11 protein-coding genes are annotated in these 12,343 nt (G+C 65.1%); 8 read left to right on the top strand and 3 right to left on the bottom strand.

Going from position 1 to position 12,343, the window contains the following annotated elements; genetic code table 11:
• Nucleotides 1–124 precede the first annotated feature (124 nt).
• The 6 genes from CFB41_RS12025 to CFB41_RS11995 all read left to right on the top strand — a co-directional run bounded on the left by CFB41_RS12025 (nt 125) and on the right by CFB41_RS11995 (nt 7,114).
• Nucleotides 125–1,888: an acetolactate synthase 3 catalytic subunit gene (locus tag CFB41_RS12025; RefSeq protein ID WP_046544741.1), complete on the top strand. Its 1,764-nt coding sequence runs from the start codon at nt 125–127 to the stop codon at nt 1,886–1,888.
• A gap of 97 nt (nt 1,889–1,985) precedes the next feature.
• A complete protein-coding gene (gene ilvN / locus CFB41_RS12020; RefSeq protein WP_011352712.1) occupies nt 1,986–2,477 on the top strand; it encodes an acetolactate synthase small subunit in 492 nt (163 codons plus the stop codon).
• 95 nt (nt 2,478–2,572) lie between these two features.
• Complete coding sequence (ilvC, locus tag CFB41_RS12015; protein ID WP_039370562.1) at nt 2,573–3,589, top strand: ketol-acid reductoisomerase; 1,017 nt, start codon at nt 2,573–2,575, stop codon at nt 3,587–3,589.
• 127 nt (nt 3,590–3,716) lie between these two features.
• A complete protein-coding gene (locus tag CFB41_RS12010; RefSeq protein WP_089440671.1) occupies nt 3,717–4,361 on the top strand; it encodes a phosphatidylserine decarboxylase in 645 nt (214 codons plus the stop codon).
• Between the two features lie 15 nt (nt 4,362–4,376).
• Nucleotides 4,377–5,249, top strand: coding sequence for a CDP-diacylglycerol--serine O-phosphatidyltransferase (gene pssA / locus CFB41_RS12005; protein ID WP_089456645.1), 873 nt, complete (start codon nt 4,377–4,379; stop codon nt 5,247–5,249).
• 320 nt (nt 5,250–5,569) lie between these two features.
• Nucleotides 5,570–7,114 (top strand): 2-isopropylmalate synthase, encoded by a 1,545-nt coding sequence (locus tag CFB41_RS11995; RefSeq protein ID WP_039370571.1) that lies wholly within the window; start codon nt 5,570–5,572, stop codon nt 7,112–7,114.
• An 83-nt stretch (nt 7,115–7,197) separates the two neighbouring features.
• On the opposite strand, the gene CFB41_RS11990 is transcribed toward CFB41_RS11995, so the two are convergent.
• From CFB41_RS11990 to CFB41_RS11980, 3 genes are all read right to left on the bottom strand, one after another.
• Entirely contained in the window at nt 7,198–8,748 is a 1,551-nt protein-coding gene (locus CFB41_RS11990; RefSeq protein ID WP_089456644.1) for a SulP family inorganic anion transporter, read from the bottom strand.
• A 37-nt stretch (nt 8,749–8,785) separates the two neighbouring features.
• The gene (locus CFB41_RS11985) at nt 8,786–9,427 is read right to left on the bottom strand and encodes a carbonic anhydrase (RefSeq protein ID WP_089456643.1); all 642 of its coding nucleotides are present in this window, start codon (nt 9,425–9,427) and stop codon (nt 8,786–8,788) included.
• Between the two features lie 382 nt (nt 9,428–9,809).
• Entirely contained in the window at nt 9,810–10,322 is a 513-nt protein-coding gene (locus CFB41_RS11980; RefSeq protein WP_089456642.1) for a hypothetical protein, read from the bottom strand.
• Nucleotides 10,323–10,491: 169 nt separating this feature from the next.
• On the opposite strand from CFB41_RS11980, the gene CFB41_RS11975 reads away from it, so the two are divergent.
• Both CFB41_RS11975 and rpsO read left to right on the top strand, forming a co-directional pair.
• Complete coding sequence (locus CFB41_RS11975) at nt 10,492–11,751, top strand: branched-chain amino acid ABC transporter substrate-binding protein (RefSeq protein ID WP_089456641.1); 1,260 nt, start codon at nt 10,492–10,494, stop codon at nt 11,749–11,751.
• 107 nt (nt 11,752–11,858) lie between these two features.
• Complete coding sequence (rpsO, locus tag CFB41_RS11970) at nt 11,859–12,128, top strand: 30S ribosomal protein S15 (protein ID WP_006398792.1); 270 nt, start codon at nt 11,859–11,861, stop codon at nt 12,126–12,128.
• Nucleotides 12,129–12,343: the final 215 nt, after the last annotated feature.

Genomic DNA, 12,343 nt, shown 5'->3' with positions numbered 1-12,343 from the left:
ATGGTCTCATTTGAGGCTGGCCCAAGAAGCCTGCCCTTCAAACTGGACGCGCCGCTTGAACCCGAGCCACAAGCCCGGCAGAGAGCACCCGATCAATTTTTTGCCGAAAATTCGAAAGGTCAAAATGAACATGCCCAGCGCGGAATTCTCCACGTCGGAACCCCTTTCCCCTCCCGATAGCGACTCCATCGGCGGTACCGTGCTCATGAAGGCACTGGCCGATGAAAACGTCGAATTCATCTGGGGCTACCCCGGCGGCTCGGTACTCTACATCTACGACGAGCTTTACAAGCAGGACAAGATTCAGCACGTGCTGGTGCGCCACGAACAGGCGGCCGTGCACGCAGCCGATGCGTATGCGCGTTCCACCGGCAATGTCGGCGTCTGTCTCGTGACGTCGGGCCCCGGTGTCACCAACGCGGTGACCGGCATCGCCACGGCGTACATGGATTCGATCCCGATGGTCGTGATCAGCGGCCAGGTGCCCACGGCCGCGATCGGCCAGGATGCCTTCCAGGAGTGCGACACCGTCGGCATCACGCGTCCGTGCGTGAAGCACAACTTCCTCGTGAAGGACGTGCGCGACCTCGCGGAAACCGTCAAGAAGGCGTTCTATATCGCCCGCACCGGCCGTCCGGGCCCGGTGCTGATCGACATCCCGAAGGACATCTCGAAGACGCCGTGCGAATACGAGCCCGTCAAGAGCGTGTCGCTGCGTTCGTACAACCCGGTCACGAAGGGCCATTCGGGCCAGATCCGCAAGGCCGTGTCGCTGCTGCTGACGGCGAAGCGTCCGTACATCTACACGGGTGGCGGCATCATCCTCGCCGACGCGTCGCGCGAACTGAACCAGTTCGCGGACCTGCTCGGCTACCCGGTTACGAACACGCTGATGGGCCTGGGCGGCTATCGCGCGTCGGACAAGAAATTCCTCGGCATGCTCGGCATGCACGGCACCTACGAAGCGAACATGGCGATGCAGCACTGCGACGTGCTGATCGCGATCGGCGCCCGCTTCGACGACCGCGTGATCGGCGATCCGGCGCACTTCGCGTCGCGTCCGCGCAAGATCATCCACATCGACATCGACCCGTCGTCGATCTCGAAGCGTGTGAAGGTCGACATCCCGATCGTCGGCGACGTGAAGGAAGTGCTGAAGGAGCTGATCGAGCAGCTGCAGACGGCCGAGCATGGCCCCGACACCGAGGCGCTCGCGCAATGGTGGAAGGACATCGAGGGCTGGCGCTCGAAGGATTGCCTGAAGTACGACCGCGAAAGCGAGATCATCAAGCCGCAGTACGTGGTCGAGAAGGCGTGGGAGCTGACGGACGGCAATGCGTTCGTGTGCTCGGACGTCGGCCAGCACCAGATGTGGGCGGCGCAGTTCTACCGTTTCAACAAGCCGCGTCGCTGGATCAACTCCGGCGGCCTCGGCACGATGGGCTTCGGCCTGCCGGCAGCGATGGGCGTCAAGATGGCGCACCCGGACGACGACGTGCTGTGCATCACGGGCGAAGGCTCGATCCAGATGTGCATCCAGGAACTGTCGACCTGCCTGCAGTACGACACGCCCGTGAAGATCATTTCGCTGAACAACCGCTATCTCGGCATGGTTCGCCAGTGGCAGCAGATCGAATACAGCAAGCGCTATTCGCATTCGTACATGGATGCGCTGCCTGATTTCGTGAAGCTCGCCGAAGCGTACGGCCATGTCGGCATGCGGATCGAAAAGACCTCGGATGTGGAGCCGGCGCTGAAGGAAGCGTTGCGCCTGAAGGACCGCACCGTGTTTCTCGATTTCCAGACCGATCCGACCGAAAACGTCTGGCCGATGGTACAGGCCGGCAAGGGCATCACCGAGATGCTGCTCGGATCGGAAGATCTGTAACGGCGCGACGCGCGCCTGAGCCCGATGCGGCCGCCTTCACGAAGGGCAGCGCGCGGCGCGAGTGAATCGACACGGACACATTCTGGAAGAAGCGAACATGAGACACATCATTTCCGTCCTGCTGGAGAACGAACCGGGCGCGCTGTCGCGCGTGGTCGGTCTGTTTTCCGCACGCGGCTACAACATCGAAACCTTGACGGTGGCGCCGACCGAAGACCAATCGCTGTCGCGGCTCACCATCGTTTCCATTGGCTCCGACGACGTGATCGAACAGATCACGAAGCATCTGAACCGCCTGATCGAGGTGGTGAAAGTGGTGGACCTGACCGACGGTGCACACATCGAACGCGAGCTGATGCTGATCAAGGTACGTGCAGTGGGCAAGGAGCGCGAAGAAATGAAGCGGATGGCGGACATTTTCCGCGGCCGCATCATCGACGTGACCGAAAAGACCTACACGATCGAATTGACGGGCGCGAGCGACAAGCTCGACGCATTCATCCAGGGGCTGGACGCGGGCGCGATCCTAGAGACCGTGCGCACCGGCAGCTCCGGCATCGGACGCGGCGAGCGCATCCTGAAGGTGTGATGCCGGACAGGCACGCCGGGTGCGCCGTCATGTCCCGGCCCGCAGTACTCCATCCGAACGAATTGTTGAATTTTTGAATTAGCGAAGGAACCATCATGAACGTTTTCTACGACAAAGACGCTGACCTCTCCCTCATCAAGGGCAAGCAAGTCACGATCATCGGCTACGGCTCGCAAGGCCATGCACACGCGCTGAACCTGAAGGACAGCGGCGTGAACGTGACGGTCGGCCTGCGCAAGGGCGGCGCGTCGTGGAGCAAGGCCGAAAACGCAGGCCTGTCGGTCAAGGAAGTCGCGGAAGCGGTGAAGAGCGCCGACGTCGTGATGATGCTGCTGCCGGACGAGCAGATCGCCGACGTGTACGCGAAGGAAGTCCACGCGAACATCAAGCAGGGCGCGGCGCTGGCGTTCGCGCACGGCTTCAACGTCCACTACGGCGCGGTGATCCCGCGCGCCGACCTCGACGTGATCATGATCGCGCCGAAGGCACCGGGCCACACGGTTCGCGGCACGTACTCGCAAGGTGGCGGCGTGCCGCACCTGATCGCGGTTGCGCAGAACAAGTCGGGCGCGGCACGCGACATCGCGCTGTCGTACGCGGCAGCGAACGGCGGCGGCCGTGCGGGCATCATCGAAACCAACTTCCGTGAAGAAACCGAAACCGACCTGTTCGGCGAGCAGGCCGTGCTGTGCGGCGGTACCGTCGAGCTGATCAAGGCCGGCTTCGAGACGCTGGTCGAAGCAGGCTACGCGCCGGAAATGGCGTACTTCGAGTGCCTGCACGAACTGAAGCTGATCGTCGACCTGATCTACGAAGGCGGCATCGCGAACATGAACTACTCGATCTCGAACAACGCCGAGTACGGCGAGTACGTGACGGGCCCGCGCATCGTCACGGAAGAGACGAAGAAGGCGATGAAGCAGTGCCTGACCGACATCCAGACGGGCGAGTACGCGAAGAGCTTCATTCTCGAGAACAAGGCAGGCGCACCGACGCTGCAGTCGCGCCGCCGCCTGACGGCCGAGCACCAGATCGAGCAAGTCGGCTCGAAACTGCGCGCGATGATGCCGTGGATCGCGAAGAACAAGCTCGTCGACCAGTCGAAGAACTAAGCACCGCGTGCTGATCCGGCCCCTCGAATAGAGGGCCGGTACCAAAAAGCCGCCCGAAGGCAGCAGTGCCCCGGGCGGCTTTTGCTATCCTACGGGCTTTGCAATTCACCGAACACAGAACGAATCCATGAACTATCCTCATCCGATCATCGCGCGCGAAGGCTGGCCGTTCATCGCGATTGCAGCCGTCGTCGCGCTGTTGATCCATGCTGTCGGGGGCTTCGGCTTCGCGTGGCCGTTCTGGCTGCTGCTCGTCTTCGTCGTCCAGTTCTTCCGCGACCCGCAGCGCCCGATCCCGGCGCAGCCGAACGCGGTGCTGTGCCCGGCGGACGGCCGCATCGTCGCGGTCGAGACCACGCAGGATCCGTACGCGAACCGCGAAGCGCTGAAGATCAGCGTGTTCATGAATGTCTTCAACGTCCATTCGCAGCGTTCGCCGGTCGATGGTGCGATCTCCAAGGTCGAATACTTCCCGGGCGCGTTCCTGAACGCGGCGATCGACAAGGCGTCGACCGAGAACGAGCGTAATGCGGTCGTGATCCAGACGGCGAGCGGCAAGACCGTGACCGCCGTGCAGATCGCCGGCCTCGTCGCACGCCGGATCCTCTGCTACGTGCGCGCGGGCGAACCGCTGTCGCGCGGCCAGCGCTACGGTTTCATCCGCTTCGGTTCGCGCGTCGACGTGTACCTGCCGCTCGGCAGCCGCGCGAAGGTGTCGATCGGCGAGAAGGTCTACGCGTCGTCGACGATCCTCGCCGAACTCGAACAGTAAGCGGCGGGGCGCACCATGGCCGCATTCAAACCGCGTCGGCCGCGCAACGGCGCCGGCCAGACGCCACGTCCGTTCCGGCGCAACAAGGTGATGGCACAGGATCCGGTGCCCGTCGAGAGCCGCCGTGCCGCGCGCCAGCGGTTCCTGAAGACGCGCGGCATCTACCTGCTACCGAACGCATTCACGACCGCCGCGCTGTTCTGCGGCTTCTTCGCGGTCGTGCAGGCGATGAACGTGCGCTTCGAGATCGCCGCGATCGCGATTTTCGTCGCGATGGTGCTCGACGGGATGGACGGGCGCGTGGCACGCATGACGCATACGCAGAGCGCGTTCGGCGAGCAGTTCGACAGCCTGTCGGACATGGTGTCGTTCGGCGTCGCGCCCGCGCTCGTGATGTACGAGTGGGTGCTGAAGGATCTCGGCCGCTGGGGCTGGCTCGCCGCGTTCGTGTACTGCTCGGGCGCCGCGCTGCGCCTCGCGCGCTTCAATACGAACATCGGCGTCGTCGACAAGCGCTTCTTCCAGGGGCTGCCGAGCCCGGCCGCCGCCGCGCTGATCGCCGGCTTCGTGTGGCTCGCCACCGACAACCGCGTGCCGATGAAGCTCGGCTGGTTGCCGTGGGTCGCGTTCGTGCTGACGATCTACGCGGGCGTGACGATGGTGTCGAACGCGCCGTTCTACAGCGGCAAGGCGCTCGACGTGCGGCACCGCGTGCCGTTCGCGGCGATCCTGCTGGTCGTCGTCGCGTTCGTGCTCGTGTCGTCCGATCCGCCGCTGATGCTGTTCTGCCTGTTCGTGCTGTACGGGCTGTCCGGCTACGTGTTCTGGGGCTACATGGCCATCCGCGGGCGCGCGAATCCGGCGCGCTCGTCGCAGCGCGACCACTGACGCATGCGCATGCTTCGCCTGAAAACGGCGGCCTCAGGGTCGCCGTTTTCATGTGTCCCTGGTTCGGCCCGTGCGGCAGGAAACCCCGGGTGCCGTCCGATTGCGCACCTAACGGAATGCCGCTATAGTCTTTGGCATGACTGCATTTTCCCGCCTCTCCCTCCTTCTAGCCGGTGCGCCGCTACGCGCGCTAGCTTCGGCGCGCCTGCCGCGCTGACCGTTCTCGCCCCCCGTCAAGCTTCGTCTGTTGTCGAGCGTCGCCAGCGGTGGCGCGATCTCGTTACGTTTGACTTCCGTATAAAGAGCCCCTGGAGCCCCCCATGACAGACAAGCTGATCATTTTCGATACGACGTTGCGTGACGGCGAACAATCGCCCGGTGCGTCGATGACGAAGGAAGAGAAAATCCGCATTGCGAAGCACCTCGAGCGGATGAAGGTCGACGTGATCGAGGCCGGCTTCGCGGCCAGCTCGAACGGCGATTTCGACGCGATCCACACGATCGCCGGTCTCGTGAAGGACAGCACGATCTGCTCGCTGGCGCGCGCCAACGACAAGGACATCCAGCGCGCCGCTGATGCGCTGAAGCCGGCCAACAGCGCGCGGATCCACACGTTCATCGCGACGTCGCCGCTGCACATGGAGAAGAAGCTGCGGATGACGCCCGACCAGGTGTTCGAGCAGGCCCGCCTCGCGGTGCGCTTCGCGCGCAAGTTCACCGACAACGTCGAATTCTCGCCGGAAGACGGCAGCCGCTCGGATCTCGACTTCCTGTGCCGCGTGCTGGAAGCCGTGATCGCGGAAGGCGCGACGACGATCAACATCGCCGACACGGTCGGCTACGGCGTGCCGGAGCTGTACGGCAACCTCGTGAAGACGCTGCGGGAGCGCATTCCGAACTCGGACAAGGCGATCTTCTCGGTGCATTGCCACAACGACCTCGGGATGGCGGTGGCGAACTCGCTCGCCGGCGTGAAGATCGGCGGTGCGCGCCAGATCGAGTGCACGATCAACGGCCTCGGCGAGCGCGCGGGCAACACGTCGCTCGAAGAAATCGTGATGGCCGTGAAGACTCGCAAGGACTACTTCGGCCTCGACGTCGGCATCGACACGACGCAGATCGTACCGACGTCGAAGCTCGTGTCGCAGATCACCGGCTTCGTCGTGCAGCCGAACAAGGCGGTGGTCGGCGCGAACGCGTTCGCGCATGCGTCGGGCATCCACCAGGACGGCGTGCTGAAGGCGCGCGACACCTACGAGATCATGCGCGCGGAAGACGTGGGCTGGACCGCGAACAAGATCGTGCTCGGCAAGCTGTCGGGTCGTAACGCGTTCAAGCAGCGCCTGCAGGAGCTCGGCGTGGCGCTCGACAGCGAGAGCGAACTCAATGCCGCGTTCATGCGCTTCAAGGATCTGGCCGACCGCAAGGCCGAGATCTTCGACGAAGACATCATCGCGATCGTGTCCGAGGAATCGGCGCTCGCGCACGAGCAGGAGCACTTCAAGTTCGTGTCGCTGTCGCAGCGTTCGGAGACGGGCGAGCAACCGCAGGCGAAAATCGTGTTCGCGGTCGAAGGCAAGGAAGTGACCGGTGAAGCGCGCGGCAACGGCCCGGTCGATGCGACGTTCAATGCGATCGAGGGCGAAGTCGGCAGCGGTTCCGAGCTGCTGCTGTACTCGGTGAACGCGATCACGACCGGCACGCAGGCGCAGGGCGAAGTGACCGTCCGACTGTCGAAGAGCGGGCGGATCGTCAACGGCGTCGGCACCGATCCGGACATCGTCGCCGCATCCGCGAAGGCGTACATCTCCGCACTGAACAAGCTGCATTCGAAGGACGACAAGGTCAATCCGCAGCGCGCATAAGCGCAGCGCGCCTCGCGTCACCGACACGCCCCGTGCGGCCCTGTGCCGCCGGGGCGTTTTTCATTTACCCGCTCATCCACTGCTCATTCGGCAGCCGGCGCACGGAACAGCCAGCGGCGCGCGGCCGTACGCGGCGCCGGGCTGCGCCGCCGGAACTCGACCGCGATCCCGCGTCGCGGCGCATCGGCGACGAACGCATCGAGCAGTTCGAGCACGTCGTGATCGATATAGTCGGCGCGCGTCGCGTCGATGATCACCGCGGCCCGGTCGGGAATGTGCCGCAGGTGATGCTTGACCTGCACCTTGCCGAGAAACGACACGTCCTTGCGGAACGACAGCAGGAAGTGGTCGTCGTGCTGCGCGAGCGTGACGGGGCTCTTCAGGTTCGCGACGGCGACCGCCAGCACGCTGCACGCGAGGCCGAGCGCGATGCCGAACAGCAGGTCGACCGCGAGCACGCCGGCAATTGTCGCGGCGAACGGCACGAATGCGGCCGGACCCTGTTTCATCACCGAGCGGAACAGCGCCGGCTTCGCGAGCTTGAAGCCGGTGTGGATCAGGATCGCGGCCAGGCTCGCGAGCGGGATCAGGTTGATCAGGCCCGTGAGCGCGAACACGCTCGCGAGCAGCAGCACCCCGTGCACGATCGCCGACATCCGGCTTTGCGCGCCCGCATTGACGTTTACCGAGCTGCGTACGATCACCGATGTGATCGGCAGCCCGCCGACCGCGCCCGCGACGAGATTGCCGACGCCCTGGGCCTTGAGTTCACGGTCGGGTTGGGTCGGCCGGCGCTTCGGGTCGATCTGCTCGACGGCTTCGAGGCTCAGCAGCGTCTCGAGGCTCGCGACGACCGCGAGCGTGATCGCGACGCGCCACACGTCAGGATTGACGAGCTGCGCGAAGTTCGGGCCGAGATCCGCATGCTTGAGCGACGCCGCGAAGGCCGCGAACGATCCGAGTTCGGGCAGCGTCACGCGATGGGCGGCGCCCGGCGCCACTGACGGCGCGACGACGCTCAGCACGAGCGTGGCGCCGATACCCAGCACGACCACCGCGAGCGGGGCCGGCACCGAACGCACCAGCGCGAAGCGGCGCAGCGCGGGGGTATCCCACGCGACCAGCAGTGCGAGCGAGGCGAGTGCGACGGCGGTCGCGGCCCACGCGACCGGCAGGCCCGGCCAATTCGCAAACGATTGCGCGGCCGAGCCGCCGATGCCGAAGGCGAACGGAATCTGCTTCACGATCAGCAGCAGGCCGATCGCGGCGAGCATGCCCTTGATGACGGACGACGGCACGTAGGCGGCGAAGCGGCCGGCGCGCAGCATGCCGAACCCGAACTGCAGGACGCCGGACAGCAGCACCGCGAGCAGGAACGCGGAGAAGCTGCCGAGTTGCGCGATGCCTTCGACGACGATCACGACGAGGCCGGCGGCCGGCCCGCTGACGGACAGCGACGAGCCGCTCAGCAGCGCGACGACGATGCCGCCGACGATCCCGGACACGAGCCCGGCGAACGGTTCGACGCCGGATGCATTGGCGATGCCGAGACACAGCGGCAGCGCGACGAGGAAAACGACGACGCCGGCGACGATGTCGCGCGGCAGGGTGGACAGGCGCTCGTTCAGTTTCATGGTTGGGGCGATTTCATTGGCTTGGGGGCGGGGTAGGTCAGCCGAGCGCGCCGGCCGTCGCGGCCTGCACGGGTTCGACGTCGGCGGGCGACGTGGTGTAGCCGGAATCGAGTTCCTGCAGTCGGCCGTCGACGAGCGAAAAGATCCAGCCGTGCACGAGCGGTGGCCGCTCGCGGCCCTGCACGATCGGGGACGCGCGCAGCAGCCTCACCTGTTCGAGCACGTTGAGTTCGGCGAGGCGGTCGGCGGCGGCCGCGTCGTCCAGCCCGTCCAGTGTGTCGCGATGGCGCCGCGCGAGCGCGCAGAGTGGCGCGATGCGGCGCGCGACGTGCGGCAGGTCGGACGGCGGCGGCAGTAGCGACGCGCGTACGCCGCCGCATCCGTAGTGCCCGCACACGATGACGTGGTCGACCTGCAGCACGCGTACCGCGTACTCGAGGACGCTGGCGGAATTGTCGTCGTCGGGATGGAACAGGTTCGCGATGTTGCGATGGACGAACAGCTCGCCGGGCGCGCAGTGCGTGATGGTCTCGGCCGGCACGCGGCTGTCGGCGCAGCCGATCCACAGCACGCGCGGATTCTGGCCGCGCGCGAGCGCGTCGAAGAAGCCGGGCGTGTATTCACGCGTTTCGCGGGCCCAGGCGATGTTGGCAACCAGCATGCTCTTGGGGCGATTCATGAGGACTCCTTTCTGATAAAGGCAAACGAATATCGGCAAAAATGTCGCAATGGCATTCTTTCTAAATTGAAAGGTTGGTTTTCGACTGATATTAGGGGTATGCCCTAGCACTTCGGGGGTGTTGAAACAATTTGTTTCAAATTGAGTTGGCGTAGTGCATTGCGTGCACCAATTCGCCGCATGACCTGCGCTGCGTAAGCCCGCTTTCGCGCAGAGGCCCGCATGACGGGGATGTCAGCGAGGTGCCATCGAAATGTCATCGATCGGAAAAGATTTCCGTCGCATTTTCGAAATTAATCAGGAGGCGGAAAAAAGGAAATGGCCATTCACGCAATGATTCGTGAATGGCCACGCTGAAAATTGCGCGTAAATGCGTAATCGGTCAGAACAGGTTGCGGCGGTCGGGGTCGTGCAGCGGGTCGGGCGTTTTCTGCGTGATGCGCAGGATGCCCTGAGGATCGAAGTAGAAGCTGTACATCATGTACCAGACGTTGTCCTCGAGATACCGGTAAGTCCACACCTCGCGCTTCATCAGCGGGAAGTAGGACGTCTCGACGGGGCGTCCGAAGTTCACGAGGACGTCGGTCTTCGTCCACTTGCCGATCTCTGCGCGATAGAACTCGTTCGGCTGCAGGACCTGGCGCACGTTGACGATCTTGTGGGCCGCGTCGACGTCGGCCGCGATGGTGATTTCGCCCATCGGCTGGGTCGGCCACATCAGGCGCTTGCCGCCGTCGGGCAGGTCGTAGATCTCGCGCGGCGGGCCCATGCGCGCGACGATCGCCGACTCGTCCTGGCCGGCCTGGTATTGCTGCCACGGTTGCGCGCAACCGGCCAGCAGCGCGGCGGCACCGGCGACGAGCACCGGCAGGCGCGCGGAAATGCGAATGCGCATGGGGATTCTCCAGAACACGGAAACAAGTCCCGTTTTATCACGGACGGCGCGCGACCGCGCATCGTGCGGAAAAAATCGGTACGGATCGCCGCCGCGGTCACGCTTGCGGGCGGCGGGGGCGCCGGCCTATGATCCGCGCTTCTCGGGCAGATTGAAGGGCAGGTGGCCGATGCAGGGGTGGAAGCGGTGCGCGCTCGCGTTGAGCGCGGGGTGGATGCTGGTGTCGTCGGCGTTTGCCGGCGGCGAGCCGGTGCGGATCGCGCTGATCGAGGGGATGTCGGGCCCGTTCGCGAATGCGGGCGCGGCGGTCGAGCGCAACCTGCGCTTCGGCGTCGAGCAGGTCAACGCGGCGGGCGGCGTGAAGCTGCGCGACGGCGCGCATCCGCTCGAACTCGTCGTGCTCGACAGCAAGGGCAGCCCCGAGGAGGCGCTCGTGCAGTTGCGCGCGGCCGCGGACCGCCATATCGGGTTCGTCGCGCAGGGCAACAGTTCGGCCGTCGCCGCCGCGCTCGTCGCGGCGCTCGACAAGCTGAACGCGCGCGATCCGGACAGCCGGATGCTGTTCCTCAACTATTCGGCCGACGATCCGGCGCTGACCGGCGCGCGCTGCAGCTTCTGGCATTTCCGTTTCGATGCGCACGCGGGCATGCGGATGGCTGCGCTCGCGGACGTGATGGCGCGCGACCGCGCGCTCCACAAGGTCTACCTGCTCAACCAGGACTACAGCTTCGGCCGCGACGTCAGCACGCTCGCCCGGCAGGCGCTGGCCGCGCGGCGCCCGGACGTGACGATCGCCGGCGACGAATTCCACCCGATCGGCCGGATCAAGGATTTCTCGCCGTACATCGCGAAGATCCGTGCGAGCGGCGCCGACGCCGTCGTGACCGGCAACTGGGGCAACGACCTCACGCTGCTCGTGAAGGCGGCGCGCGAGCAGGGGCTGAATGCGAAGTTCTATACCTTCTACGGCAACAGCCTCGGCGCGCCGGCGGCGCTTGGCGATGCCGGTGTCGGGCGGGTCGTGGCCGTGGCGGACTGGCACCCGAACGCGGGCGGCGCGAAATCGGATGCGTTCTACCGCGCGTTCCGGAGCCGTTTTCCGGCCGCCCAGGACGACTATCCGGTGCGACGGATGAGCCTGATGATCGAGATGCTGGCCGCCGCGATGAACCGCGCGGGTTCCGCCGACCCCGTCGCGGTTGCGCGGGCGCTCGAGGGCCTGTCGTTCGACGACGGCTTCCACGCGTCGCGGATGCGCGCGCAGGATCACCAGCTGATCCAGCCCCTTTACGTGATGGAGATGGACAAGGTCGGCACGCCGGGCGTGCGCTTCGACAACGAGGGCTCGGGCTACGGTTTCCGGACGGTGCTCGCGGTGGCGGCGCCGCGCATGGAGATGCCGTCCGCCTGCTCGATGACGCGCCCGTGACAGGAGGCGGTAAGAACGGCGCGGAGTTGTGCTACAATGCGCGCCGGTTGTAAGTCACGGCACGGCCATTCTTCCGTGTCCGCCTGTTCAGTTAGAAAGGAAATCACATGTCTGTTGCAGATATCAAGAAGTCGGAAGTTGTTGCTCAGTTCGCCCGCGGTACCAACGACACGGGGAGCCCCGAAGTCCAGGTCGCACTGCTGACCGCACGTATCGTCGAACTGACGGGTCACTTCAAGACCCACGCGAAGGATCACCACAGCCGCCGCGGCCTGCTGCGCATGGTGAGCCGCCGCCGCAAGCTGCTCGACTACCTCAAGGGCAAGGATGCCGACCGTTACCGCGCACTGATCGAGAAGCTGGGTCTGCGTAAGTAATCGAGGCGATTGCCGCCAGCAAGATGCCTGTGTCAGTCCGCTGATACAGGCATTTTGTTTTTGCGCGGTGCGTAGCGTCACACGCACCGCAGGTCGTCCGGCACGGTTGTGCCGGGCTGCCGCAACGACTGATACCGGGGCAGGATTTGTGTCATTCCAGCGCGTCGCTGCATGAGCGCCGCGCTGGAATGGCATAAAAAACACACCTTGCTCCG

The organism is Burkholderia sp. AU33803 (genome assembly GCF_002223095.1).
GTDB lineage: Bacteria > Pseudomonadota > Gammaproteobacteria > Burkholderiales > Burkholderiaceae > Burkholderia.
The sequence above is the reverse complement of the archived record's forward strand: the minus strand, read 5'-3'. Positions and strand labels throughout refer to the sequence as shown.

What these genes read in the sequence shown, in the direction of transcription:
- CFB41_RS11985 (WP_089456643.1), bottom strand. Translation starts at nt 9,427, where the DNA reads ATGAATCGCCCCAAGAGCATGCTGGTTGCCAACATCGCCTGGGCCCGC.
- ilvC (WP_039370562.1), top strand. Translation starts at nt 2,573, where the DNA reads ATGAACGTTTTCTACGACAAAGACGCTGACCTCTCCCTCATCAAGGGC.
- CFB41_RS12010 (WP_089440671.1), top strand. Translation starts at nt 3,717, where the DNA reads ATGAACTATCCTCATCCGATCATCGCGCGCGAAGGCTGGCCGTTCATC.
- CFB41_RS11980 (WP_089456642.1), bottom strand. Translation starts at nt 10,322, where the DNA reads ATGCGCATTCGCATTTCCGCGCGCCTGCCGGTGCTCGTCGCCGGTGCC.
- ilvN (WP_011352712.1), top strand. Translation starts at nt 1,986, where the DNA reads ATGAGACACATCATTTCCGTCCTGCTGGAGAACGAACCGGGCGCGCTG.
- CFB41_RS12025 (WP_046544741.1), top strand. Translation starts at nt 125, where the DNA reads ATGAACATGCCCAGCGCGGAATTCTCCACGTCGGAACCCCTTTCCCCT.
- rpsO (WP_006398792.1), top strand. Translation starts at nt 11,859, where the DNA reads ATGTCTGTTGCAGATATCAAGAAGTCGGAAGTTGTTGCTCAGTTCGCC.
- pssA (WP_089456645.1), top strand. Translation starts at nt 4,377, where the DNA reads ATGGCCGCATTCAAACCGCGTCGGCCGCGCAACGGCGCCGGCCAGACG.
- CFB41_RS11975 (WP_089456641.1), top strand. Translation starts at nt 10,492, where the DNA reads ATGCAGGGGTGGAAGCGGTGCGCGCTCGCGTTGAGCGCGGGGTGGATG.
- CFB41_RS11990 (WP_089456644.1), bottom strand. Translation starts at nt 8,748, where the DNA reads ATGAAACTGAACGAGCGCCTGTCCACCCTGCCGCGCGACATCGTCGCC.
- CFB41_RS11995 (WP_039370571.1), top strand. Translation starts at nt 5,570, where the DNA reads ATGACAGACAAGCTGATCATTTTCGATACGACGTTGCGTGACGGCGAA.